The sequence below is a fragment of the Pseudomonas sp. LAIL14HWK12:I7 genome (assembly GCF_000483465.1).
Taxonomy (GTDB): Bacteria; Pseudomonadota; Gammaproteobacteria; order Pseudomonadales; family Pseudomonadaceae; genus Aquipseudomonas; species Aquipseudomonas kermanshahensis.
The window spans coordinates 105,444-131,227 of sequence record NZ_AXYZ01000012.1 but is presented as its reverse complement, the minus strand read 5'-3'; the positions used below and the strand labels follow the sequence as shown (position 1 = coordinate 131,227).

General features: G+C 62.9%; 20 protein-coding genes. 12 read left to right on the top strand and 8 right to left on the bottom strand.

Features of this window, described 5'->3' with window-relative positions:
• Window positions 1–2: 2 nt before the first annotated feature.
• The 4 genes from bioC to bioB are packed head-to-tail and all read right to left on the bottom strand — an operon-like array spanning window position 3 to window position 3,770.
• Window positions 3–821, bottom strand: a complete 819-nt coding sequence (gene bioC, locus D886_RS0113025; RefSeq protein ID WP_027594351.1) for a malonyl-ACP O-methyltransferase BioC — start codon at window positions 819–821, stop codon at window positions 3–5.
• Window positions 814–1,545, bottom strand: a complete 732-nt coding sequence (locus D886_RS0113020) for an alpha/beta fold hydrolase (protein ID WP_027594350.1) — start codon at window positions 1,543–1,545, stop codon at window positions 814–816. The genes bioC and D886_RS0113020 overlap by 8 nt, the downstream gene beginning before the upstream one ends.
• Entirely contained in the window at window positions 1,538–2,710 is a 1,173-nt protein-coding gene (gene bioF / locus D886_RS0113015; RefSeq protein ID WP_027594349.1) for an 8-amino-7-oxononanoate synthase, read from the bottom strand. The genes D886_RS0113020 and bioF overlap by 8 nt, the downstream gene beginning before the upstream one ends.
• Before the next feature lies 1 nt (window position 2,711).
• On the bottom strand, window positions 2,712–3,770 hold the full coding sequence (gene bioB, locus D886_RS0113010; protein ID WP_027594348.1) for a biotin synthase BioB: 1,059 nt from the start codon (window positions 3,768–3,770) through the stop codon (window positions 2,712–2,714).
• A gap of 88 nt (window positions 3,771–3,858) precedes the next feature.
• On the opposite strand from bioB, the gene D886_RS0113005 reads away from it, so the two are divergent.
• Complete coding sequence (locus D886_RS0113005) at window positions 3,859–4,596, top strand: ComF family protein (RefSeq protein WP_027594347.1); 738 nt, start codon at window positions 3,859–3,861, stop codon at window positions 4,594–4,596.
• 26 nt (window positions 4,597–4,622) lie between these two features.
• Complete coding sequence (locus tag D886_RS0113000) at window positions 4,623–5,387, top strand: TOBE domain-containing protein (protein ID WP_027594346.1); 765 nt, start codon at window positions 4,623–4,625, stop codon at window positions 5,385–5,387.
• 1 nt (window position 5,388) lies between these two features.
• Here the strand turns inward: D886_RS0113000 and D886_RS0112995 are convergent, their stop codons facing one another.
• Window positions 5,389–6,732 carry a DUF1552 domain-containing protein gene (locus D886_RS0112995; protein WP_027594345.1) on the bottom strand — a complete coding sequence of 448 codons (1,344 nt, stop codon included), beginning with the start codon at window positions 6,730–6,732 and terminating at the stop codon, window positions 5,389–5,391.
• A 1-nt stretch (window position 6,733) separates the two neighbouring features.
• Window positions 6,734–10,660 carry a DUF1592 domain-containing protein gene (locus tag D886_RS26955; RefSeq protein WP_050580751.1) on the bottom strand — a complete coding sequence of 1,309 codons (3,927 nt, stop codon included), beginning with the start codon at window positions 10,658–10,660 and terminating at the stop codon, window positions 6,734–6,736.
• Between the two features lie 484 nt (window positions 10,661–11,144).
• Here D886_RS26955 and D886_RS0112985 point away from each other — a divergent pair, with 484 nt between their 5' ends.
• A complete protein-coding gene (locus tag D886_RS0112985) occupies window positions 11,145–12,119 on the top strand; it encodes a serine/threonine protein kinase (RefSeq protein ID WP_027594344.1) in 975 nt (324 codons plus the stop codon).
• Window positions 12,120–12,183: 64 nt separating this feature from the next.
• Entirely contained in the window at window positions 12,184–13,071 is an 888-nt protein-coding gene (gene rarD / locus D886_RS0112980) for an EamA family transporter RarD (RefSeq protein ID WP_027594343.1), read from the top strand.
• Window positions 13,072–13,405: 334 nt separating this feature from the next.
• Here rarD and D886_RS0112975 read toward each other — a convergent pair whose 3' ends face one another.
• Entirely contained in the window at window positions 13,406–13,924 is a 519-nt protein-coding gene (locus tag D886_RS0112975) for a glycine cleavage system protein R (protein ID WP_027594342.1), read from the bottom strand.
• 453 nt (window positions 13,925–14,377) lie between these two features.
• On the opposite strand from D886_RS0112975, the gene D886_RS0112970 reads away from it, so the two are divergent.
• Complete coding sequence (locus tag D886_RS0112970) at window positions 14,378–16,555, top strand: malate synthase G (protein ID WP_027594341.1); 2,178 nt, start codon at window positions 14,378–14,380, stop codon at window positions 16,553–16,555.
• A gap of 130 nt (window positions 16,556–16,685) precedes the next feature.
• Here D886_RS0112970 and D886_RS0112965 read toward each other — a convergent pair whose 3' ends face one another.
• On the bottom strand, window positions 16,686–17,135 hold the full coding sequence (locus D886_RS0112965) for a response regulator (RefSeq protein WP_256215050.1): 450 nt from the start codon (window positions 17,133–17,135) through the stop codon (window positions 16,686–16,688).
• A gap of 179 nt (window positions 17,136–17,314) precedes the next feature.
• Between D886_RS0112965 and D886_RS0112960 the strand changes: the two genes are divergently transcribed.
• From D886_RS0112960 to D886_RS28370, 7 genes are all read left to right on the top strand, one after another.
• On the top strand, window positions 17,315–19,252 hold the full coding sequence (locus D886_RS0112960) for a DUF294 nucleotidyltransferase-like domain-containing protein (protein WP_027594339.1): 1,938 nt from the start codon (window positions 17,315–17,317) through the stop codon (window positions 19,250–19,252).
• Window positions 19,249–19,959, top strand: coding sequence for a PolC-type DNA polymerase III (locus D886_RS0112955; RefSeq protein ID WP_027594338.1), 711 nt, complete (start codon window positions 19,249–19,251; stop codon window positions 19,957–19,959). Before D886_RS0112960 ends, D886_RS0112955 begins: the two co-directional genes overlap by 4 nt.
• A 234-nt stretch (window positions 19,960–20,193) precedes the next feature.
• On the top strand, window positions 20,194–20,712 hold the full coding sequence (locus D886_RS0112950; RefSeq protein WP_027594337.1) for an RNA polymerase sigma factor: 519 nt from the start codon (window positions 20,194–20,196) through the stop codon (window positions 20,710–20,712).
• Window positions 20,709–21,665, top strand: a complete 957-nt coding sequence (locus tag D886_RS0112945) for a FecR domain-containing protein (protein WP_027594336.1) — start codon at window positions 20,709–20,711, stop codon at window positions 21,663–21,665. The genes D886_RS0112950 and D886_RS0112945 overlap by 4 nt, the downstream gene beginning before the upstream one ends.
• A gap of 252 nt (window positions 21,666–21,917) precedes the next feature.
• Window positions 21,918–24,350, top strand: coding sequence for a TonB-dependent siderophore receptor (locus tag D886_RS0112940; RefSeq protein WP_027594335.1), 2,433 nt, complete (start codon window positions 21,918–21,920; stop codon window positions 24,348–24,350).
• An 83-nt stretch (window positions 24,351–24,433) separates the two neighbouring features.
• Window positions 24,434–25,546 carry a PepSY domain-containing protein gene (locus tag D886_RS0112935; protein WP_027594334.1) on the top strand — a complete coding sequence of 371 codons (1,113 nt, stop codon included), beginning with the start codon at window positions 24,434–24,436 and terminating at the stop codon, window positions 25,544–25,546.
• Entirely contained in the window at window positions 25,543–25,719 is a 177-nt protein-coding gene (locus D886_RS28370) for a hypothetical protein (protein ID WP_172960334.1), read from the top strand. The genes D886_RS0112935 and D886_RS28370 overlap by 4 nt, the downstream gene beginning before the upstream one ends.
• Window positions 25,720–25,784: the final 65 nt, after the last annotated feature.

The following is a 25,784-nucleotide window of genomic DNA, read 5'->3' as shown; positions in this document are numbered from 1 at the left end:
CCTTACGCCTGTGGCTTGCGCAACACACCATAGACCACTTGGTAAGTGGCGGGCAGCCCCTGAGGCTGGCGAAATGCCTCGTACGCCTGCAACAAGCCCTGCATGCGAGCACGGCCGGTGAGGCCCGAAGGGCGGCCCGGATTGATATTGTGCGCGCCAAGCGCCTTCAGCTCGTGGGTCAGGCTGCGTACATCGGGGTAGTGCAGCACGTGCGCGCGCTGCTGCAGCGCTACCTGCTCGAAGCCACTGCCCGCGCACAGGCGCTGATAATCGTCAAAGCGGCGGAAGCGGTTGACATGCACCAGGCCATCCACAGCCTGCCAGCTGGCACGCAGCTCATCGAGCGTGCCGACGCACAGGCTGCTGAATGCCAGCATCCCGCCTGGGCGTAACACCCGGCGCGCCTCGTCCAGCACACTGGCGAACTGCCCGCACCACTGCACCGCCAGGCTGGAGAACACCAAATCGACGCTGGCATCGCGCAGCGGCAAGCGCTCGGCATCGCCGGCCACGTGGTACTGCGCGCCGCGCTGTTCGTTGCGGGCATGGCGCAGCATGCCTTCGGCGATATCCACCGCCACGCCACTGGCCTGCGCGAAGCGCTCGGCCAGCACCCGGCTGAAGTGGCCGGTGCCGCTGCCCAGGTCCAGCCAGCGCGACGGTGCCAAGCCCTCTGGCAACTGGCCCAGCAGGTTCAGGCCGACGTCGCGCTGCAACGCCGCGACGCTGTCGTAGCTGGCCGCCGCGCGGGAAAACGAGGCCGCCACCTGGCGCTTGTCCGGCAACGCGCCGGGCAGGGTCGGACGGGAAAGGTCAGTCATCGCCACTCTCATGCAGAAAACTCTTGATACCCGCCGCCAGCTCCTGTGGATATTCCAGCAGGAACGCGTGGGAACTGTCTTCAACCAGCCCGACCTCCACGTCGGGCAACAACTCGCTCAGCCCTTTGGCCGCCTCTGCCGGGACCAGTGCATCGCTGCCGGCGAACAAGTGCAGTTGCGGACCGCCATAAGCCTGCAGTGCCTCGCGAGTATCCAGCTGGGCCAGTACTTCCAGCCCGGTGGCGAGGTACAGCGGGTCGGTATCCGGCACACCGACGCCCAGCTGGCGCAGCAAGGTACGAGGCTGTTGGGCACCGTCGCTGCACAGGGTGCGGAAGCGTTTGAGGGTTACCTGGGTGTGGCTGCGGCAACCGTCGAGGAAGGTGCCGAAGGTATCTTCGGCCATGCCGTGGGGCCAGTCTGGCCGCGCCACGAAACTGGGGTTGCTGGCCAAAGTCAGCAATCCGCAACAGTGGTCGCCGCGCTTGCGCGCAAGTTCGCTGGCGAGCATGCCGCCCAGCGACCAACCGCCCAGCCAGGTATCACGGGGCAACTTGCGGTCAAGGTGGTCGACCCACGCCTGTACGTCGGCGTCGGCCAGCTCCGGCAGGGGCATCAGTTCGACCTGCAGGCGTGCATCCTGGGCACGCAGGCTGGCCGCCAACGGCTCCAGCGCAGCAGTACCCAGGCCCCATCCGGGGAGAAGGATCAGTCGGTTACGCATCGGCGGCCTCCAGCTGTGGATAACACTCGGCCAATGCATTCAACAATAGCTGCACCTGCGCCTCGCTGTGCGCGGCGCTCAAGGTAACCCGCAAGCGTGCACTGCCGGCAGGCACGGTGGGCGGGCGGATGGCAGTGACCAGCAGGCCACGTTCACGCAACATCTGCGACAGGCGCAGCGCTTGTGCGCTGTCGCCAATCAGGATCGGCTGGATCGGCGTCGGGCTGTCCATCAGCTGCAGGCCGATCTGTTCGGCACCTAGGCGGAACTGGCGGATCAACGCAGCCAGGTGCTCACGGCGCCAGGTTTCGCGGCGCAGCAGCTCCAGGCTCTTGAGTGTCGCGCAGGCCAGCGCCGGGGGTTGGCTAGTGGTGTAGATATAGGGCCGGGCAAACTGCACCAGCGCTTCGATCAACGCTTCGCTGCCGGCGACAAAGGCACCCGCCGTACCGCAGGCCTTGCCCAGCGTGCCGATCAGCACAGGCACATCATCGAGGCCCAGGCCGAAGTGCTCGACGATACCGCCACCTTGCGCACCCAACGTGCCCAGGCCATGGGCATCATCGACCATCAGCCAGGCGCCGCGGGCGCGGGCAACCTTGGCCAACGCCGGCAAATCGGCAAGGTCGCCATCCATGCTGAACACCCCGTCGGTTACCACCAGGGTATTGCCGACGGCCTTGTCCAAGCGGCTTTCCAGGCTGGCCGGGTCGTTGTGCAGATAGCGGTTGAAACGGGCGCCGCTCAGCAGCCCGCCGTCGAGCAAGGACGCGTGGTTAAGGCGGTCCTGCAACACCGTGTCACCCTGCCCCACCAGGGCGGTGATTGCACCCAGGTTGGCCATGTAGCCGGTGGAGAACAACAGCGCGCGCGGGCGCCCGGTGAGTTCTGCCAAGGCCTCCTCGACCTGGTGGTGCGGCGTGCTGTGGCCAACCACCAGGTGCGACGCCCCGCCACCGACACCCCACCGCTCGGCGCCCGCCTGCCACGCAGCAATCACCTCGGGGTGGTTGGCAAGGCCCAGGTAATCATTGCTGCAAAACGCCAACAGCGGCTGGCCATCGACCACCACCTCAGGCCCTTGCGGGCTCTCCAGCAGGGGCCGTTGCCGATACAGGTCTGCGGCGCGCCGTTCGGCCAGGCGCGCCGCCAGGTCAAAGGCCATCTCAGGCCGATGCTGCGTTGTAGAACATCTCGCTGCTGCGCTGTTCGACCAGCGCCTGCTCGATGGCCGCCTGGTGCACTTCATCGGCATGCTCTTCGCGGGCCTCAGGCTTGATGCCGAGGCGGGCGAACAGCTGCATGTCTTTGTCAGCCTGCGGGTTGGCGGTGGTCAGCAGTTTTTCGCCATAGAAGATCGAGTTGGCGCCAGCCATGAAGGCCAGGGCCTGCATCTGTTCGTTCATCTGCTCACGGCCGGCCGACAGGCGCACATGCGACTTGGGCATCAGCAGGCGGGCCACCGCCAGCATGCGGATGAAATCGAACGGGTCGACATCTTCTTCCTCGGCCAGCGGCGTGCCGGCGACCTTGACCAGCATGTTGATCGGCACCGACTCTGGGTGCTCCGGCAAGTTGGCCAACTGGATCAGCAGGCCGGCACGGTCGTCCAGCGACTCGCCCATGCCGAGGATGCCACCAGAGCAGATCTTCATCCCGGCATCGCGCACATAGGCCAAGGTCTGCAGGCGCTCGCTGTAGGTGCGGGTGGTGATGATGCTGCCGTAGAACTCCGGCGAGGTGTCGAGGTTGTGGTTGTAGTAGTCGAGGCCGGCCTGGGCCAGGGCCTGGGTCTGGTCCTGGTCGAGCTTGCCGAGGGTCATGCAGGTTTCCAGGCCCATGGCCTTCACCCCTTTGACCATTTCCAGCACGTAGGGCATGTCCTTGGCCGACGGGTGCTTCCACGCCGCGCCCATGCAGAAGCGGGTCGAGCCAATGGCTTTGGCGCGGGCAGCTTCTTCCAGCACCTTCTGCACTTCCATCAGCTTCTGTTTTTCCAGCCCGGTGTTGTAGTGGCCGGACTGCGGACAATATTTGCAATCTTCTGGGCAGGCGCCGGTCTTGATCGACAGCAGGGTCGAAACCTGAACGCGATTCGGGTCGAAGTGCGCGCGGTGCACGGTCTGCGCCTGGAACAGCAGGTCATTGAACGGTTGCTGGAACAGCGCCTTGACCTCAGCCAAGGTCCAGTCGTGACGTGTTGTTGCAGTTGTGCTGGCGCTCATCGGCGTTTCCTTGTTTAGGCTGTAACTGGCGCCGGGACAGGAAAGCCGCCAGCGCATCACGGATAGCTCGCATAGTCATGGAAGGCCTATGAACTGTCAACCTTGGATAAAAGCACTGGTTTACAAGTGTGCAAATATTAACCATAGCTGTTTACTGTGCGATGAAACTGCCGAACAGCCCTACCCTTTATGCGTCGCATGCGAGCAGGAGCTGCCGTGGTTAAGTGAATACTGCCTGCGCTGTGCGCTGCCGCTACCAATGGCCGAGCTCACCTGCGCCCAGTGCAGCCGCCGCGCACCAGCCTTCGATCAGGTCGTCGCGCTTTGGCATTACGGCTTCCCCGCGGATACGCTGATCAGCCGTTTCAAGCACAACCGCCAATGGCCGCTGGGGCGTTTAATGGCCGAAATGTTGAGCCACGGCCTGCAGCATCGCTACGCGGAAGGCTTGGCCAGGCCTGACCTGCTGTTACCCGTACCACTGGCCAGGCGTCGACAGCGCGAGCGCGGTTTCAACCAGGCCGGCATGTTGGCGCGCTGGCTGTCGCAGCGCCTGGCAATCAACTTCAACGAGCGTTTGCTCCAGCGCACACGCGACACACCGGCGCAGCAAAGCCTGGATGCCAAGGCGCGTCGGCGCAATCTGCAGCGGGCCTTTGCCCTGATTGAAGCGGGCGCATTCAAGGGCCTGCATGTGGCCGTGGTCGACGACGTGCTGACCACCGGGGCCACCGCACAGGCCATTGCCACGCTGCTGCGAGAAGCCGGTGCGCGACGTATCGATGTGTATTGCCTGGCACGCACGGCAAAACCGGGGCAAGCTTGACGGGTCAGTCTCAGATAGGCGCCATCATGTCCCTGCCCGCTCTCCTCACCCAGCACATCGCCCGCCGCCCGCAACGCATTGCCTTGCTCCAGCACATCGCCGAGCAAGGCTCGATCACCCGCGCCGCCAAGGCTGCCGGCATCAGCTACAAAGCCGCCTGGGACGCCATCGATGAGCTCAACAACCTGGCCAGCCAGCCGCTGGTCGAGCGCAGCACCGGCGGGCGTGGCGGCGGTGGCGCACGCCTGTCGGCCGAAGGCGAGCGGGTGCTGCGGCTGTACCAGCGTTTGCAGGCCTTGCAGGCACAGATCCTGGAAGCTGCCGAAGACTCCAGCGACCTCGACCTGCTCGGGCGTTTGATGTTGCGCACCAGTGCCCGCAACCAGCTGCAAGGCCAGGTCAGCGCATTGCGCAGGGAGGGGCGCCATGACCGCGTCAGCCTGGCACTGGGCGGTGGGCTGGTGATAGAAGCCTTGATCACCCGCGGCAGTACCGAGCGTTTGGAGCTGAGCTTGGGCCGCATGGTAGTGGCGTTGCTCAAGGCCGGATGGGTTCAACTGCTGGGGGCTGATGATCAGCCGGAGCCAGGCAGTAACTGCCTGACGGCTTGTATCGAGGAAGTCCTGGCTGAGGAAGGGGGCAGCAGTGAATTGCGCATGGCACTGGGCAATGGCCAGACGCTGTGTGCACTCGCCGAAACAGCGTGGCTGGCCCAGCAGGGCCTGAAGGCGGGTGACGAGGCCAGGGTGCAGTTTCACCCGTCCTTCGTCCTGCTGGGGGTACCGGTCTAGGTCAGGTTACGTTGGTGAAGATGCCAGTCACCGGCGACACGTTGCCGGCATAAGGAACCGAGGTCCCGGCGGCCAGCGCGATCGTTGACCAGATGCGTTGCATGTCGACAAACCTGAGTTTTGCATCCGAGTACAATTCCCGATCCCACTGGCTCTTGATACTGAAATAGCGGCCATTTCCGCTGCCATTGCGCAGAAGGCCACTGGCACCACCCATGAGTACCATGGGCATGTTCATCATGTGCTCTGGCGCGCCGTCGGCCATCTCACTGGTGAAAACCACCAAGGTATGATCGAGCAAGCGGTCCCCAGGTACATCAGGGTCGCTGTAACGGGCCAGTTCATCCATGAACAATTTCACCTGCCGCGTGTACCACTGCCTGGAGCCTCTCCAAACTTCCTCGCCAGCATAACGGTGAGCGCAGTCATGGGGGTTGGTGCTGGCGCTGACATCGAGAATATTCAGCGACTCGGCAGAACGCCCAACCTGCACCGTCGCAACACGGGTCACACCGCACCCCAAGGCAGCGGCCACCACCTTGTGATGGCCGGCCTGAACTTCATTGCGGAACTGCGCCGAACTGATCGGGTGATCTTCCAACAACAACGGTTCACAAACTGAGGGTATCGCCCCTTCCAGATCCTTGGCGACCTGCTCTAACGCATCCAGATGAGTCACCAGCTTTTCTCGCTGGGCGCCTGCCACGCGCCCTCTGAGTTCTGCGATATCGGCGCGGATCGGGTCGAAAACATGGGCATTGCGAGTTTGACGATCGCGCACCTCGCGGGAGGTCGCACCAAACACCGACTCGTAAAGACGCACGGGGTTCTGCTGAGGCGCCCTGATCTTGTCCCCCTCCCAAGACACATACCAAGGATTGTCGTCGATGCCCGCATGCGGGCCAGCAAACAGGCTGCGATGGATTGGCTGAGTGCCAGGCATCGCATCTCCCAAAATCTTGTCTATGGAACTACTTTTCCCCTCTCTGTCACGCAATACGTAGTTCCAGCCTGCATGACCGCCTTGACCAGAGGCTACGATCATACCCTGCAAGTACAATGACTGGTCTCGATAGGCTGCCAACTCCTGGCTGACTACGTTGAGTTCAAAGTCTGCGGTATCATCACTTACGGCACGCGGAAACCACAGCCCGTCGCTATAGACGCCTTTGTACGAATCGACCGCAAGCCCGTCTGGCGTGATAAAGAACACCACCTTCAAACGCGGCGCCTGCCGCTGCCCTTGCAGCAGAAATTGAGCAAACCCACTGCTGCTAAGCGGCAACAGCGTACCCGCCGCAGCCAATTGCATCAGGAAACGCCGGCGGCTCTTCAGGATGTCCATGTCAATTCTCCTCTTGGCGCTTGAGGAACACAGGTGAGGTAGCCAGCTCGCGAATCATCTGGATCAACGAACCGTTGGTCTTGAGCGATTCGGCGGCAGACTTCAACGTGCCGACCGACCCTGCAGAAACCTTGTTGCCGAACATGAAACGGAAATAGCTGTCGGCCATGCAGGTTTGCGCCGTCAGGTTAGTGGGCAGCAGCTGAGCGATATCGCGCACGTTGTGGACGCTTGCCCAGTTCTCCAGGCCCGTGTTGCTGATGAACGGCCCTGAGGCGTCAATCTTCAACTGCTCCGGGAATTGCGCATGGTTGTAAGCCGGCTCGGTTTCGCGGTAGCGCCCGGAAGCATCGTAGTTTTCCATGCTGGAACCGGTGTCGTTCATGTACTTGTGGCACTGCCAGCAACGGCCCTCCGAGGCTTGCTCACCGTTGACCAGGTCCCAACGTTCGCGCGTCGAGATCGCCCTTGGCGGATACTGCGGCTCTTGCGGGTCGGCATCGACCGGCGCACCGAACTCGCGGCACAGCAACTGCTCGCGGATCATGATGCCCCGCTTGACCAGTGAGGTAGCCTGGTAGTCAGAGGTGGCCGCCTGGGTAGCGCCCAGGTGCAACAGCCCACCCCGTCGCTCATCGACCGTGACCTTACGCATGTCGCCTCCGGTCACCCCGGCAATGCCGTAATGTTCTGCCAGCCTTTGATTGAGGAAGGTATACCCAGGGTTGAACAGTGCATTGAATGCCCCGCCGCTTTTGAGCACCTCACCCACCAGACGTGCCTGCTCCTGCCGCATGCTCTGGATGACCTCAGGCTTCAGCCCGGGCTTTTCCTGGATGTCGCGGCTGGTCTTGATGTAGTAGCTGATGAAGCGGTTGAACTGTGCGATGCCCTGCTCACTCATCAGCATCTGCTGAGCCAGCGCACCCATCTGCTCGGGCGTCTCGAGCTGACCTTGTTCGGCCATGCGCATGAGCTCTTCACTCGGCGTGGTACCCAGCATTGCGTACGAAAGCGCTGTCGCTCGTTCGTTGGCGGTCAACTGATAGGTACCGGATGTCCGGCCATCTGTTACGCCCAATTCAGAGCGATACAGGAAGTGAGGTGACAGCAGCAATGCTGCGACCAGCGAGGCATCATCATGGTCAGCCTTCACGGCCTCATACCGGCTCAACTCAGCCGGGCTCAGTGGCCGTCGGAAGACGCGATGGCCTAGGCTTTCGACGCTCTGTTGAGCCAGCCATTGCGGTTCGACCTTGCCTGCCACATTCCACGCCACGTCATACAGCGTCTTCAGGTCTTCGGCGTTGATCATCCCCAGATCTGCCTCCCCGACGTACTTGAATTCTTTATCAAACTTGTCAGCCGGCAACGTATCGGCCTGCACTTGCACGGCAAACAGGTCGTGCACGCTGTTCACATACTCGTCACGGGTCAGCAAGCGCAGTTGCCGCTTGCCGAATGCTTGCCCAGGGTCCAGATAGCCGGCCCACAACTCGTCGTAGAAGTAGTCGGCAATCTGCCCCGAGCAAGACGCATCGCAATGCCCGCTCACGCTCATGCCAAGAATCTGCTGAACCAGGGCTTCCTTGCCCGCCAGGCTCCAGTTGATGGCCTTGTTGGCATCCTGGAAGTACTGCACGGTGTGGCACTTCGCACAGGCGGTCGCCACGACCTGTTTGCCGAGTTCGGCGACGTGCTGGTAGCGCATCTCAACCTTTACTGCATCCCGGCTTTCTTCATCGATGTTCACGACCTGTTGGGTCGGCTCTGGCAGTTCGCCCTGGTAGTACGGGAAGTTGAATTTGTGCTCGCCGACTGGCAGCAGCACGTCCTGGGAGCTGCCCCATGGCACCTTGATAACCTGCGCCTCGCCGTCGCTGATCAGGGTGACTTCCCACTGCGCCGGCGCCTCGCCACTGAATGCAGGCTTGGCCGGTGCAACCACAGTGGCCTTGACGGGTTGGAACGGTGGCCGCTCGATGTAGGCGAGTTGCACGACCTGCGCGTCCGGCGAGTCACTCAGCGTCACCTGTTGCTGGCGCTGGCTGGGTATCAGCTTACCGACGTTGTCCAGTGTGACCGTATACGTGCCGGCAGCCAGGCCCTTGATGCTCAGTGGCGACTCACCCCAGGCGACATCGAAACGCCGGCTGCGCCCATCGCTGCCCGTGAGCGTGCCACTGATCATCAGTGGCCGAACCTCGGGGCTTGGCGCCACAGTGGGTTGCAGTTTGAGCAGGCTCTTGCCCACCACTTGTCCCATGTCGAAGGTGATGCGATAGATCACCCCGGCCAAGTCGTCAGACACCAGCAGCGAGTTGTCGCTCAATGGCAACATGTCGGCTGGGCGGCCCAGGCACGAGTCGTCCAGGCAATACACATTGAAGTGCTCTGTCGAGCCTCCCCAGCCCGTTACCAGCGGGATCTGGTTGATAACCTCACGTCCGTCCTTGACCGTGAGCATCCGCAGTTCCATGCCTGGGCTGGCTTTGGTCCCCGTCCCATGCACGGCCACCAGCAGGCGCTGCAGATTATCGCCATCGTTGTAGAACCCTTCCCAGAACTCGATGCCCAGCGGCGCGGTGTTGCTGCCCAGTTCGTAGGCGGGCGCCTGATAGTCTTCAGGTTTGAGCAGGTGCAATGGCTTGTCCGAAACGATCGCCCCATCGGCCAATGGCGGCACGATGGAGCCTGGCTCCTGGTATTCCTCCTGGGTAAACCCAGGCACATCGCGGCCGTAGAAATACGGCACGCCGAAATGCTGCCCTTCCTGGCTGATCAAGTTGACTTCATCGGAGTTCAGGTAGCCTTGCCGGTTGTTATCGGTGAACCAGATTTTGCCGTCCGGGTGCCAGGTAAAGCCGACCGCATTGCGCACGCCTTTGGCCAGCACCCGGGAGGTGCCGTTTTCGATGTCATAGCGCAGCACTGTGCCGTAACGCCCATCTGGCGGAATGATGCAGGTATTGCAGGGGATACCGACGGCGCTATAGAGGCCCTTGTCCGATGGGTCGATCGGGTTGAAGTGCAAAGGATGCTTCTGGTGCCAGATACGCTGACCAGGCCGCCCCAGCGGGAAATCGGCTTCGTCGGCAGGGAAGTTCATCACCACCTCAGGCTTAGCATCACGATAGTGCTCATCGACATTGCGCACCCGATACAACTTGCCGGAGGTCGAGAAATACAGGTCGCCATCGCGGTACACCACGCCATGGGGCTCTTCCAGCCCTGAGGCCAGCAGATACACCCCTGTTGGCTTACCGGCCTCGTCCAGCGGGATCGCATAGACGAACCCTGCCGTGCGCGCTTCATAGGTGTAGACGGGGATGGCACTGGAGCCGACGTAAAGCACCCGGTTGCCCATCGCCATCTGCCGCGGTTGATACAGGCCGCTGGCAAACAGCTCCACCTTCACACCTGGCAGCGTCACTAGCCTGCTCAGGTCCAGTGGCTGGCGAAACTTGACCTCGAAGCTGATCTTCTCTGGCGTGTCAGGTTTGAATTCGACCTGGGTAGGCGTGGTCAGCGGCAGGTAACCCTGAGCCTCGTTCATGATCAGGTCGTACTTGCAGGCAGGAAGGTCAGGCAAAGTCAGCACTTCATCAGAACGCCCGGAGAACGGAATCGTCTCTTCTTTGCAGCGCAGCACGCCACTGACCTCAAGGTTGCGCCGCCCTGCCGGCCCGACCCCTTGCGTCGATGCCGTGAACGGTACCTTGCCCGTCACTGTGCTGAATGACAGCTCCAGTGTGTTGGTCTGGGGCTGAGCATTACAAGCACCGAGGTCGTTCCACGCATCGCGCCAGAGCTCGCTACCGTTGAATGCTTCACCCGGGGAGTAAGGTGGCTGATTACACCACTGCCAGGCACCGACAGTGCCTTCTCTGTCGTTTTTGCATTGGAAGGCCCTGCCAACATTGGTCACCAAACTGTCCTGGCTGTAGGGGGTTTCTCCAGCGGCGGGCTTTTCATAGGCAGGCGCTTGGCACTGTTCAGGCGTTGCCTGTCGTGTTTTCGAGCGCTCCCCCGAAGGTACAAGGATCAAGTATCCCACCAGGCTTATCAGCAGTGCAGCAAGACCGAACGCAGCAAGACGGCGCATGAATCGTCTCCTTGTCGAAGCCACCCCGCGCACATGCGCAGGTGACAACCGCCCCGGTGCTCCAGTGGCCAATATGACCAGCCGAATCCGGGATCTCTGAACCGTTCGTGCGCAACTGCCGATATGCGAGAGCGATGAGCAGGACGGTAAACCAGCATCCTTTTTGTGGGTACTGGCAGAAATGCTAGGTACTCGGCAAGTGGGCGGCGCTTGATTGCTTGCGCCTGCGAACCGATTGAGGGAGGCTGGACGCTCAGAGCGTCATTACAATGCGGGCGCTATGCCCCATTCCCCCTGCGGAGCTTTCATGTCCCACCCCTTCGACACCCTCACCCCCGACCTGGTCCTGGACGCCGTTGAAAGCATCGGCTTTCTCAGCGACGCCCGGATCCTGGCCCTGAACAGCTACGAGAACCGCGTCTATCAGGTGGGCATCGAAGACTCGCAGCCGCTGATCGCCAAGTTCTACCGCCCAGGCCGCTGGAGCGATGAGGCCATCCTCGAAGAGCACCGCTTCACCGCTGAGCTTGCCGATTGTGAAGTGCCGGTGGTCGCGCCTCTGCAACATGACGGCCGCACGCTGTTCGAGCACCAGGGTTTTCGCTTCACCCTGTTCCCCCGCCGCGGCGGCCATGCCCCGGAGCCCGGCAACCTCGACCAGCTGTATCGCCTCGGCCAGTTGCTCGGCCGCCTGCACGCCGTGGCCGCGACACGCCCGTTCGAGCACCGCGAAGCATTGGCTGTGGACAACTTTGGCCACGCGTCACTGCAAACCCTGCTCGAGGGCAACTTCGTACCGCGGGAATTGCTACCTGCTTTCGAGTCCGTCGCCCGCGACCTGCTGAAACGGGTCGAGGACATCTACGCGCGCACCCCGCACAAGGTGATGCGCCTGCACGGCGACCTGCACCCCGGCAACCTGATGCATCGCGACGAGGTGTATCACGTCGTCGACCTCGACGACTGCCGCATGGGCCCAGCGGTGCAAGACCTGTGGATGATGCTCGCCGGCAGCCGCGAGGAACGCCTCGGCCAACTGGCAGAGTTGATCGACGGCTACAACGAGTTCCACGACTTCGACCCACGCGAACTGCCCCTGATCGAGCCCTTGCGAGCCTTGCGCCAGCTGCACCACAGCGCCTGGCTGGCCCGTCGCTGGGACGACCCGGCATTCCCGCGCAGCTTCCCTTGGTTTGGCCAACCGCGCTACTGGGGCGACCAGATTCTCGCACTGCGCGAGCAGATGGCGGCCCTCGATGAACAACCGCTGAAATTGTTCTAGATGTGTGCTGACCTCTGTCTACAATAGGCGTCGCTTTATTTAGCTACCTAAGCAAGGATTCTGCATGCACGCCGCAAACCCGCAACGCGGGTACATCCTGGGCCTCAGCGCCTATATCATCTGGGGCCTGTTCCCCCTTTACTTCAAGGCCATCCAGAGCGTCCCCGCCGTGGAGATCATCGTCCACCGGGTGCTCTGGTCGGCGTTGTTCGGTTCGCTGCTGCTACTGGTCTGGAAGCACCCTGGCTGGTGGCGTGAACTGCGCGACAACCCGCGCAGGCTGGCTATCCTCGCTCTGAGCGGCGCGCTGATCGCCGGCAACTGGCTCACGTATGTGTGGTCGGTGAACAACGGCCGCATGCTCGAAGCCAGCCTCGGCTATTACATCAACCCGCTGATCAACGTGTTACTGGGCATGCTCATCCTCGGCGAGCGCCTGCGCCGCCTGCAATGGCTGGCGGTGGCCATGGCGACCGTGGGGGTGGCCCAGCAGGTGTGGCAAGTGGGCAGCCTGCCCTGGGTGTCGCTGGTGCTGGCGCTGAGCTTCGGCTTTTATGGGTTGATCCGCAAACAGGCGCCGGTGGCAGCGCTGCCGGGCCTGGTGGTGGAAACCTGGATGTTGGTGCCGCTGGCCCTTGGCTGGATGTTGCTGCACCCCGCTGCCCTGAGCGCGCAGGGCGCGTTCTACACCAGCAGCGAAGCGTTGTGGTTGATGGCGGCAGGGCCAGTGACCCTGGTACCGCTGGTGTGCTTCAACGCCGCCGCACGCCACCTGCCGTATACCACCTTGGGCTTCCTGCAGTACCTGGCGCCGACGCTGGTATTGCTGCAGGCAGTGTTGTTGTTTGACGAGCATTTGTCGTCGAGCACGTTGGTGGCGTTTATGTTCATCTGGGCGGGTTTGGCGATTTATAGCGTCGATGCCTGGTTGAATTTGCGCAAACGCGCCTGATCAAAAAATGATCAAAACTCTGCAAGGTACGCCAGCCGTGGCTTGCAGAGACATCTCCAGAGGTTATCCACACCCTCGTCCCCGTGCTTTGTGCACAAGCCGCTGATATTTGGATGTTTTTTGATCAAAACCTTGCAAGGCGCATGTTACCTGGGCTGGAGAGGTGCGCCCCCAGGTTATCCACAGGGCCGTACCTGTGAAATGGGGGATAACCCTGGGGTCCGCTTCGCGGCCCATTCGCAGCACAAGGCTGCTCCTACAGAGGTTGCGTGGTACCTGTAGGAGCAGCCTTGTGCTGCGAATGGGCCGCAAAGCGGACCCCGGCAATCCCAAATCAATCCTCCGCCCGCAACTCCAACTCCACCATCAAATCATCCGCCAAACTCTCCAACCGCTGCCGCAGCTCATCCAGCGACAACGTCAACGGCAGCGCCAACAACGCATTGGCATGAAACAGCGGCTCGCTGCTCATCGGTGCAGGCCGCACTTCGGTGGTAAAGCGCTCCAGGTTCACCCCAAGCTCGGCCAGCAGCCGGGTGATATCACGCACGATCCCCGGCCGGTCATTGCCCACCAGCTCCATGGCGATCGGCTTCCAGGTGCACGAGGGCTCGATGCCGCTCTCGGCAATCAGCACGCGAATGTCGTACCGCGCCAAGCCCTGCAACGACGCCACCAGCTCTGTGTAATTTTCTGCCGGCACCGCCACCCGCAAGATGCCGGCAAACTGCCCGGCCATGCGTGACATGCGGCTTTCCAGCCAGTTGCCGCTGTGGTCGGCGATGCATTGGGCAATGCGTTCGACCTGCCCGGCCTTGTCAGGGGCAATCACAGTGAGTACAAGATGATCCACAAGCCCTTCCTCTGCGTCGAACCGCGCTGGGCGGCGATAAACCGGGGGATCGATTGAGTATAGGCAAGGCGCGGCAACCTGCCGCAGGGCAATCGACATAACGAATCGTGTACTGTTTCAAGATTTATCTGGAACAATCCACCTGTTTTTTGCGAACATACCCACTCCCAGCGTGACCATACGCGACCAACGGGTCGCACAACGACGCTTTTAGTCTGATTTTGCCCCGCCTACTGCTTCATGTAGTATCCCGTGGCGCGGACTACAAAACGTCGTTTGGATGTCTGCCAAGGCGCCTGTGAAAATACGCACACTGCCCGCCAGCCGGTCTGGCAGGCCGCACCCAGCCGCCCTAGGGTTCATTCACCCAGGGCACGCACTGGTGCCGTGTTTAGAGAAGCGCTACAGGCTTAATACAGAAGAGCGAAATAGCTGAGCAGAGTGAGGCAAGCAATGACTGGATACGTTCAAGTCGGTGGCCTTCAGGTCGCCAAGGTCCTGTACGACTTCGTGAACAACGAAGCCATCCCAGGGACCGGCATCGTCGCCGAGCAGTTCTGGGCAGGTGCAGAGAAGATCATCAATGACCTCGCTCCAAAGAACAAAGCCCTGCTCGCCAAGCGCGACGAGCTGCAAGCCAAGATCGACGCCTGGCACCAGGCACGCAAAGGCCAGGCCCATGACGCCGTAGCCTACAAAAGCTTCCTCCAGGAAATCGGCTATCTGCTGCCACAAGCCGACGATTTCCAGGCCACCACACAAAACGTGGACGAAGAAATCGCCCGCATGGCCGGCCCGCAGCTGGTCGTGCCGGTGATGAACGCCCGTTTCGCCCTGAACGCCGCCAACGCCCGCTGGGGCTCGCTCTACGACGCCCTGTATGGCACCGATGCCATCAGCGATGAAGGCGGCGCCGAGAAAGGCCAGGGTTACAACAAAGCGCGTGGCGACAAGGTCATCGCCTTCGCCCGCGCCTTCCTCGACGAAGCCGCGCCACTGGCTGCGGGCTCGCATGTCGACTCCACCGCCTACAGCATCCAGGGCGGCAAGCTGGTGGTCGCCCTCAAGGGTGGCAGCAACAGCGGCCTGCGTGACGACGCACAACTGATCGGCTTCGTCGGTGACGCCGCCGCGCCGACCGCCGTGCTGCTCAAGCACAACGGCCTGCACTTCGAAATCCAGGTCGATGCCAGCACCCCGGTCGGCAGCACCGATGCCGCCGGCGTCAAAGACATCCTGATGGAATCGGCACTGACCACCATCATGGACTGCGAAGACTCGGTTGCGGCTGTAGACGCCGATGACAAGGTCATCGTCTACCGCAACTGGCTGGGCCTGATGAAAGGCGACCTGGCCGAAAGCGTGAACAAGGGTGGCAAGACCTTCACCCGTACCATGAACCCAGACCGCGAGTACGCCGCGCCTAACGGTGGCAGCGTCACCCTGCACGGTCGTTCGCTGTTGTTCGTGCGCAACGTGGGTCACCTGATGACCAACCCGGCGGTCCTCGATGCCCAGGGCAACGAAATCCCGGAAGGTATCCAGGACGGGCTGTTCACCAACCTGATCGCCCTGCACAACCTCAACGGCAACACCAGCCGCAAGAACACCCGCACCGGCAGCGTATATATCGTCAAGCCGAAGATGCACGGCCCTGAAGAAGTGGCCTTTGCCGCCGAAATCTTCAGCCAGGTCGAAGACCTGCTGGGCATGCCGCGCAACACCGTCAAGGTCGGCATCATGGACGAGGAGCGCCGCACCACGGTCAACCTCAAGTCCTGCATCAAGGCAGCCGCCGAGCGCGTGGCGTTCATCAACACCGGCTTCCTCGACCGCACCGGTGACGAAATCCACACCTCCATGGAAGCCGGCGCTGTCGTGCGCAAAGGCGCCATGAAGAACGAGAAGTGGATCGGCGCTTACGAGAACAACAACGTTGACGTCGGCCTGGCCACCGGCCTGCAAGGCCGTGCGCAGATCGGCAAAGGCATGTGGGCCATGCCCGACCTGATGGCCGCCATGCTCGAGCAGAAGATCGCTCACCCGCTGGCCGGCGCCAACACCGCCTGGGTACCTTCGCCGACTGCCGCGACCCTGCATGCCCTGCACTACCACAAGGTCGATGTGCAGGCACGTCAGCGCGAGCTGGCTACGCGCACCCCGGCGTCGGTCGACGACATCCTGGCCATCCCGCTGGCTGCCGACACCAACTGGTCGGACGAAGAGATCCGCAACGAGCTGGACAACAACGCCCAAGGCATCCTCGGTTACGTGGTGCGCTGGATCGATCAGGGCGTGGGTTGCTCGAAAGTGCCGGACATCAACAACGTCGGCCTGATGGAAGACCGCGCCACTTTGCGCATCTCGGCCCAGTTGCTGGCCAACTGGCTGCGCCATGGCGTGGTCAGCGAGGCGCAGGTGCTGGAAAGCCTCAAGCGCATGGCGGTGGTGGTTGACCAGCAGAACGCCAGCGACGCCCTGTACCGCCCGATGGCGCCGAACTTCGACGATAACGTCGCGTTCCAGGCGGCTGTAGAGCTGGTGATCGAAGGTGGCAAGCAGCCGAACGGTTATACCGAGCCGGTGCTGCACCGCCGCCGTCGCGAGTTCAAGGCGCGTAACGGGCTGTAAATCGCAAGGGGCCGCTGTGCGGCCCATTCGCGGGCAAGCCCGCTCCTACAGGTACCCCACTCAGCTCGAATGCGATGGGGTACTTGTGGGAGCGGGCTTGCCCGCGAATGCTATGGCACAAGCAACCGACCTACTTGAGCCTTAACTCTTTCTTTACCAACCCCAGCAGTTTCTCCAGATCCACAGGTTTGAGCAGAAAATCCACCACCCCAAGGTGCATCACATCCACCGCCTCTTTCACATCGGTGTCACCCGACACCACGATGATCGACAACGCAGCCCACCTCGACTCACGAATCTGCCGGATCAACGCCATTCCATCCTTGGGTTCCATGCGCAGATCAGTAATCATCAGGGCAATTCTGGGTTCCCAGTGCAGCTTCCACAGCGCTTCAAGAGCACCGTCGGCCGTCATGCAATCGATGCCTCTGCTTTTCAGGTAGTAGCTCAGCGCCTTCCTGTTCACGGCATTGTCATCGACCACCAGCACCACCGGTCGGGGCGCAACAGGCGCACTTACCACGGCCAGTGCCTCGCGTTCGGCGTCACTCAGGAGGTCGTCATGCTCAACCATGGTCATCTCGTCAAAAAGTCGTGCTCACGGTAAGACCGCATCTTGCGATATTGATCACACGCCGCTCATAGACTTACGTCCAATGGGCACCACAGCGCAGCCAGCCGACCATGGGGACCGAGAACAACAAGGCCGGCACCTATATATAGATATATATAGTTCGGCGTAGCGATACGGTCAGCTTCATGAGTAAAAAGGACGCCTACAGCCAGGCGGGCAGGACGGCTGTGCTACAGAACATACAAGGCACGTTGCAGTTTCTGCAGCGCTTCCCCCCGTTCAACCAGATGGAGCACGGCCACCTGGCGTATCTGGTCGAGCAGTGCCAGCTGCGCTTCTATGCCAGCGGCGAAAGCATCGTCAAACCCGCCGATGGCCCAGTCGAACACTTCTACATCGTCAAGCAGGGGCGCGTCGTGGGCGAGCGCCAGCACCTGGTCAAACCCGGGGTGGAAACCACCTTCGAGATCACCAGCGGCGAGTGCTTCCCCCTGGCCGCGCTGCTGGGCGAGCGTGCCACCCGCACCGAGCACCTGGCCGGTGAGGACACCTTCTGCCTGCAACTGAACAAGGCCGCGTTCATCCGCGTGTTCTCCTTGTCGGAAGCTTTCCGCGACTTCGCCCTGCGCGGGGTCAGCAGCCTGCTCGACCAGGTCAACCAGCAAGTGCGCCAACGTGCCGTGGAAACCCTCGGCACCCAGTACTCGTTGAATACCCCCTTGGGCGAACTGGCCATGCGTCACCCGGTGGTCTGCAGCCCCGACATGCCGCTGCGCGACGCCGTGCGGTTGATGCACGAGCAGCAGGTCGGCAGCATTGTCGTGGTCGACCCCGCACGCTACCCGATCGGCATCTTCACCCTGCGCGACCTGCGCCAGGTGGTAGCCGCCGCCGATGCCCACCTGGGTGCGCCGATCGAGCAGCACATGACCGCCAAACCGTTCTACCTCAGCCCGCTGGCCAGCGCCTTCGACGCCGCCATGGCCATGACCGAGCGGCACATCGCCCATGTTTGCCTGGTGGACAACCAACGCCTGTGCGGGGTGGTCTCCGAACGTGACCTGTTCTCCCTGCAACGGGTCGACCTGGTGCACCTGGCGCGTACCATTCGTCATGCACCGCGCCTGGAAACCCTGGTTTCCCTGCGCGGTGAAATCAGCCAACTGGTCGAGCGCATGCTCGCCCACGGCGCCTCGTCGACGCAGATCACCCAGATCATCACGCTGCTGAACGACCACACCGTCTGCCGGGTCATCGAACTGGCCCTGGCCGAGCGCGGTGACCCAGGCGTGCCCTTCAGCTGGCTATGTTTCGGTAGCGAAGGGCGGCGCGAGCAGACCCTGCACACCGACCAGGACAACGGCATCCTGTTCGACGCCCGCGACAGCGCCGAAGCCGACGCGGTCCGAGCCCGCCTGCTGCCACTGGCGCAGTACATCAACCAATGCCTGGCCCAGTGCGGTTTTACCCTGTGCAAAGGCAATGTCATGGCCGGCAACCCGGAGCTGTGCCTGTCACGCAGCGAATGGGCACAGCGCTTTGCCGGCTTCGTCCGCGAGGCCAGCCCGGAAAACCTGCTGGCTTCGAGCATCTATTTCGACCTGCGCGTGGTCTGGGGTGACGAGCAAGGCTGTGAGCAACTGCGCCAAAGCCTGCTGGCGCAGGTGGCCGACAACCGCCTCTTCCAGCGCATGATGGCCGACAACGCCCTGCGCCAGCGCCCACCCGTGGGCCGCCTGCGTGAATTCGTGCTGACCCGCCAAGGCAATGACAAGGCCGCCACCCTCGACCTCAAGGTGCAGGGCCTGACGCCCTTCGTCGATGGCGCGCGGTTGCTGGCCCTGGCCAATGGCATCGGTGCCTGCAACACCCTCGAGCGCTTGCGCCAACTGGTGACGAAAGGCGTCATCGAGCCACTCGACGGCGCAGCGTATGAAGAGGCTTACCACTTCATCCAGCAAACCCGCATGCAGCAGCACCAGCGCCAGACCCGCGATAACCTGCCCTACTCCAACCGCGTCGACCCCGACAGCCTCAACCACCTGGACCGGCGCATTCTGCGGGAGTCGCTGCGCCAGGCGCAGCGCCTGCAAAGCAGCCTGGCCTTGCGGTACCAGCTATGAGCCTGTTCGCCTGGCTACGCCCCAGCATGCCCGACCTGGACGACGCCTCGCGCCAGCGCCTGGCGCAGTTGCCCAAGCCGTCGGCGCTGGGGGTGTGCACGTTGCGTGAACAGCGCTGGGTGGTGCTGGACCTGGAAACCAGCGGCCTCAACCCCAACCGTGACCAGGTGTTGTCGATTGGCGCGGTGGCCATTGAAGACGGCGCCATCGACTTTGCCCAGCAGTTTGAACGCACCCTGTACCGCCCGACCCAAAAGACCAACGCCAGCGTGTTGATCCACGGGCTGGGGCCCAGTGCCCTGGCGGCCGGCTGCGACCCGGTCGAGGCCTTGCTCGACCTGCTCGACTTCATTGGCGATAGCCCAGTGCTGGCGTTCCATGCGCCCTTCGACCAGCGCATGCTCGCGCGTGCGCTGAAAGAAAGCCTGGGCTATCGCCTGCAGTTGCCGTTTCTCGATGTTGCCGAACTGGCGCCGATGCTCAACCCCGACACGGTGCTGCGCGAAGCCGGGCTGGATGACTGGGTTGCGCGTTTTGGCCTGCAGGTGGAAGAGCGCCACCATGCCAGTGCCGATGCCCAGGTGACTGCTGAGCTGGCCTTGATCCTGTTCAGCCAGGCCCGCCGCCAGCAGTTGGACAGCCCGTTGCAGCTGGAGCAGCGGTTGCGGGGGTGGCGTCGGCGCAAGGTGCATAGTCACGGCCTGTGAATTTTATGATGGCCCCACTGGCCCTTTCGCGGGGCAAGCCCGCTCCCACAGGGAATGCGCTGCCCTTGAAGCCAGTGAGATCCTGTGGGCGGGCTTGCCCGCGAAGGGGCCGGCATAGGAAACACAGCACCATAGTGGCAATCCGATAAGCGTCCATTGCGCCCCGCCCCCTGCCTCTGCAACAATCGCGAATAATTATCGTTAGTTAATGCATTCGTTCCGGGGGGACGCTGCTTGTCTTCTGCACACAGCCCACACGCCGAGCTGGTCGGTGCGCTTTACCGCGACCATCGCAGTTGGCTGCTCGCCTGGCTGCAACGCAGCATGGCCTGCCGTCAGCGTGCCGAAGACCTGAGCCAGGACACCTTCGTGCGCCTGCTCGGCCGTGATCGGCTGGAAACGCCCCGCGAGCCGCGCGCCTTTCTGGCCGCCGTGGCCAAGGGGCTGATGTTCGACCATTTCCGCCGCACCGCGCTGGAGCAGGCCTACCTGGCCGAGCTCGCCCTGCTGCCCGAAGCCGAACACCCCTCCCCGGAAACCCAACACCTGATTCTCGAAGACCTCAAAGCCATCGACCGCCTGCTGGGCAAGCTGTCGAGCAAAGCGCGGGCGGCCTTCCTGTACAACCGCCTGGACGGCATGGGCCATGCCGACATCGCCGAGCGCCTTGGCGTTTCGGTCTCGCGGGTACGCCAGTACATCGCCCAAGGCTTGCGCCAGTGCTATGTGGCCTTGTACGGGGAGCCGACGTGAACGGCTCACCGGTATCGTCCCGCGTCCTGGAAGCGGCCATCGCCTGGAAGCTGAGCTTGGATGAAGGCAGTGGCACGCCTGATGAGCGCAACGCGTTCATGCGCTGGCACGCCGCCAGCGAAGAGCATGCCCGCGCCTGGCGCCAGTTGGGCAGCCTCGACCAGCGCGTGAGCGCCGCTGCCGGGCCTGCGCGCCAGGCACTGCTGCAGTCGCGGGCCGGGCTGCGGCGGCGCATCGGCAAGGTTGGCAGCGGCCTGGCCGGGATGTTGCTGCTGGGTTCGCTGCTGGCCTGGGTCGGCGCCCCCTCGCTGTCACCGAACTACTGGCTCGCCGACCAACGCACAGCCACCGGCGAGCTGCGCACCCTGCGCCTGGAAGACGGAACCCTGCTGAGCCTGAACACCCATACCGCGGTGGATATCGACTACCAAGGCGAGCAACGGGTGATCGTGCTGCACCAGGGCGAGATCTCGGTCGAGACTGGCCACCAAGACCCACGCCCGTTGCTGGTACGCACCGACGACGGTCGCCTGCGCCCGCTTGGCACACGCTTCCTGGTGCGCCGTGAGGCACAGGGCACACGCCTGGAAGTGCTGCAGTCCTCAGTCGCGGCCATGCCGCTGAACAGTGGCGACGAGCAGGTATTGCGCGAAGGCCAGCAAGTGCTCATGGATGCCAACGGGCTTGGCCAGGTCGGCACAGTCGCCGTCGGTGCCGATGCCTGGACCCGCGGCATGCTGGTGGTGGACAACGTGCGCCTGGCTGACTTGCTGGCCGCGCTTGGGCATTACCGCAGCGGCCATCTCGGGGTGGCTGACGAAGTCGCCGACCTGCGTGTCACCGGCAGTTTCCCGCTGACCGACACCGACCTGGCCCTGGCGTCGCTGGTGCCGGCACTGCCGGTGCAGATCGAGCGGCATACGCCGTGGTGGGTGACCGTCAAGGCCAAATAGTGATCTGTTGTTTTGGCGCGAATGCACTGTAGGAGCAGCCTTGCGCTGCGAAGAGGCCCGCGACAACACAGTGGATCTTCGCTGCTTTCACTGGCCTCTTCGCAGCACAAGGCTGCTCCTACAGCGGATGGCGTTTGAACGGGCATCGCCGGCTCTTGAAGTCTTTTTACTTTTTTTTCGACAGCCCCTGTCACTTTTGAAATCTCGCTCGGCAAGGAAGCAGTTAGCACTTATCCGTCTTGGAGCCGCTGCATGTCCCGTACTGTCGATCGTATCCTGCGCCCCAGCCTGATGGCCCTGGCCATCGGCCTGGCCGTGCCGCTGGCCAGCCCTGCCCTGTTCGCCGCCGAGCAATCCGCCCAGCGCGCCTACGACCTGCCTAGCGCGCCCCTGGCCAGCACCCTCAACCAGATCGCCAGCCAATCAGGCATCGCCCTGGCCATCGACCCGGCGCTGGTCAGCGGCCGCACCTCGGCCCCGGTCAACGGCCAGTACGACGGCATCGGCGCCCTGCAGGCCGCCCTGCGCGGCACCGGCTTGCAGCTGCAGCAGAGCAGCGTTGGCAGCTACAGCCTGGTGGCCGTCCCGGACGGCACCCTGGCACTGCCGGAAACCACCGTGAACGCCGACAGCGTCAGCGAAAGCGCCTGGGGCCCGGTAGAGGGCTACCTCGCCCAGCGCACCGCCGCCGGCACCAAGACCGATACCGCGCTGGTCGAAGTGCCCCGCTCAATCTCTGTTGCCACGCGCCAGCAAATGGCCGACCGCGGCGTGCACAGCCTGGATGATGCCGTGCGCTACATGCCCGGCATCGTGTCCGCCAGCTTCGGCAGCGACACACGCTATGACTGGATGCGCGTGCGTGGCTTCGAGCCGACCCAGTTCCTCGATGGCCTGCCATTGCCCCGTGGCGTGTACGCCAACCCGAAAGCCGAAACCTGGAACCTCGACCGCCTCGCACTGCTGCGCGGCCCGGCGTCCTCGATCTACGGGCAAACCCCACCGGGCGGCCTGCTGGACATGGTCAGCCGTCGCCCACAAGCTGAAAGCGCCCACGAAATCGAACTGCAGTACGGCAGCGACAACCACCGCCAGATCAACTTCGCCAGCACCGGCAAAATCGACGACCAGGGCCAGTTTCTGTACAGCGTCAGTGGCGTGATCCGCGATGGCGGCACCCAGATCGACCATATCGACGACAAGCGCTACAACATCGCCCCGAGCCTGACCTGGAACATCGACGACGACACCTCGCTGACCTTGCTGACCCAGTTCACCCGCGACGATACCGGCGCCACCAGCCAGTTTCGGCCGATCCAGGGCACCAAGATCGACATGCCGTTCGGCAAGATCTCCCACCACAAAAACCTGGGCGATCCGGACTACGAGTTCTACGACCGTACCTACTACGCGCTGGGCTATGCCTTCGAGCATCGCATCAACGATGTCTGGCAGTTCCGCCAAAACCTGCGCTACACCAAGTCGGACCTGGCGTTCCAGACCATCACCCCCGGCAGCTACTACGCGCCCGGTGGCCCGGTGCAAGACGATGGTACCGTCAGCCGCATGTCCACCAACGTCGACGAAGACATCAGCCAATTCGCCGTGGACAACAACTTCCAGGCTGACTTCGCCAGCGGGGACATTACCCACACCCTGCTGATCGGCCTGGACCACCAGCGCGTCAACACCAACTACCTGTCGATCTACGGCTTCAACGTACCGAACAGCAACGTCAACAACCCGGTTTACGGGCTGCCGATCACCCGCCCGGATCGCTCCACGGCGTTCTATGACTACAACCAGAAAACCCGTCAGACGGGCCTGTATGTTCAGGACCAGATGGCACTGAACAACTGGCGCCTGACCCTGGGTGGCCGGGAAGACTGGGTGCACACCGGCACCAAGTACCTCAACCAGGGCGATGCCACCAACACCCAACGTGACAAGCAATTCAGCGGTAACGCGGCGATCAGCTATGTGTTCGACTCGGGCTTTGTACCGTACCTGTCGTATGCGGAGTCGTTCCAGCCGGTCAGCAATGCCGCCGTGTCTGCCACGGAGTCGTTCAAACCGACCGAAGGCAAGCAATGGGAGCTGGGTATCAAATACCAACCGCCAGGTTCCAACACGTTGCTGTCGGCCGCCGTGTATGACCTGACCCAGAAAAACGTCTCGGTCACCAACACCATCGGCAACGTGAGCGTCACCAGCCAGACCGGCGAAGTGAAAGTGCGCGGCCTGGAGCTGGAAGCGGTATCCGACGTCAGCGAAAACCTCAAGCTGACTGCTGCCTACACCTTGGCCAAGTCCGAAGTGCAAAAAGGCGACTACAAAGGCAACCGCCTGCAACTGATGCCCAACCAGCAAGCCTCGCTGTGGGCCGACTACACCTGGCACAGCGGCGTGCTTGACGGTTTTGGCATCGGCGGTGGCGCGCGCTACACCGGCAATACCTATGGCGACCAGGCCAACACCTACCTGGGCAAGGCCAATGCCTACACCGTGTTCGATGCCTCGGTGCACTATGACCTCGGCCGCCTGAACAACAGCCTCAAAGGCGCGTCGGTGGCGGTCAACGCGACCAACGTGTTCAACAAGGACTACCTCTCCACCTGTGACAGTTACTACTGCTACTACGGAGATGAGCGCAGCGTCGTCGCCAGCGCCACCTACAAATGGTGATGACCTGACGACCCACGCGCGCCGACCAAGCCGTCCTTCAAGGGGCGGCTTTGGTCTTTCTGGACGTCGAGAAACAAAATGATATGAAAAGCTCAACCATCCGCCGCTGGTCCTTCATCCACACCTGGAGCAGCCTGGTCTGTACCCTGTTCCTGCTGTTGCTGGCCCTCACCGGCCTCCCGCTGATCTTCCACCACGAGCTGGAACACCTGCTCGGTGACGCTCCCGAACTGCGCGAGATGCCCGCCGGCACCCCGCACCTCGACCTGCAACAGCTGGTGCTCAAGGCCGAACAACACCGCCCAGGCGAGGTGATGCAGTACTTTGGCTATGACGAGGACGAGCCCAACGGCGTGGTGGCGATCATGGCCGCGACCGCCGGCAGCGAGCCCAATTCGTCGCACACCTTCATGCTCGACGCCCGCACCGGCGAAGCCGTTGCCATGCCGGCTGCGAACGGCGGGTTCATGATGGTCATGCTGCGCCTTCACGTGGACCTGTTCGCCGGCCTGCCTGGCAAGTTGCTGCTGGCGTTCATGGGCGTGCTGTTCGTCGTGGCGATCGTCTCTGGCACCGTGCTCTACGCGCCGTTCATGCGCCGCCTGGATTTCGCCACGGTGCGCCACGACAAGTCCCGCCGCTTGCGTTGGCTCGACCTGCACAACCTGATCGGCGTGGTGACCCTGGCCTGGGCGCTGACGGTTGGCGTCACCGGTGTGATCAGTGCACTGTCCGACCTGGTCATCGCCGCCTGGCGCAACGACAGCCTGGCCGCCATGGTCGCCCCCTACCGTGATGCCCCGCCGCTCACCGAACGCGCTCCGGCCAGCCGCCTGTTGGCCATCGCTGAGCACGCGGCGCCCGGCATGCGCCCGGATTTCATCGCCTTCCCTGGCACGCGCTTTTCCAGCGAGCACCACTACGCCGTGTTCATGAAAGGCGCCACGCACCTGACCTCGCACCTGCTCACCCCGGTGCTGATCGATGCGCAGACCCTGCAGGTGACCGCCGTCGGCGAACGGCCCTGGTACATGGACGCCATGGGCCTGTCGCAGCCGCTGCACTTCGGTGACTACGGCGGGCGCCCCATGCAGATCCTCTGGGCGGTGCTCGACGTGCTGACCCTCATCGTGCTCGGCAGCGGCCTGTACCTGTGGTGGGGCAAGCAGCGCAAACCACGGGAGGCCAAGCCATGAGCCACGCGTCGCGATCGACCACTAAGATTTTCGCCTGGCCGGCACTCATCGCCCTGCTCGGTGCCTTGGGCCTGTTCGCTGCGCTGCTGGGCGACGGCGCGTGGGATGGCTTGTCCTGGGTGGGCCTGGGCCTGCCGGCGTACTTGGCACTGCGCGGCTTCTGGCGGCGCTGAGGTAACGGGTTAACGCAGCCACCCGGCCAACGCGGTGCAGCATGGTCCTCTTTCACCAGGAGATA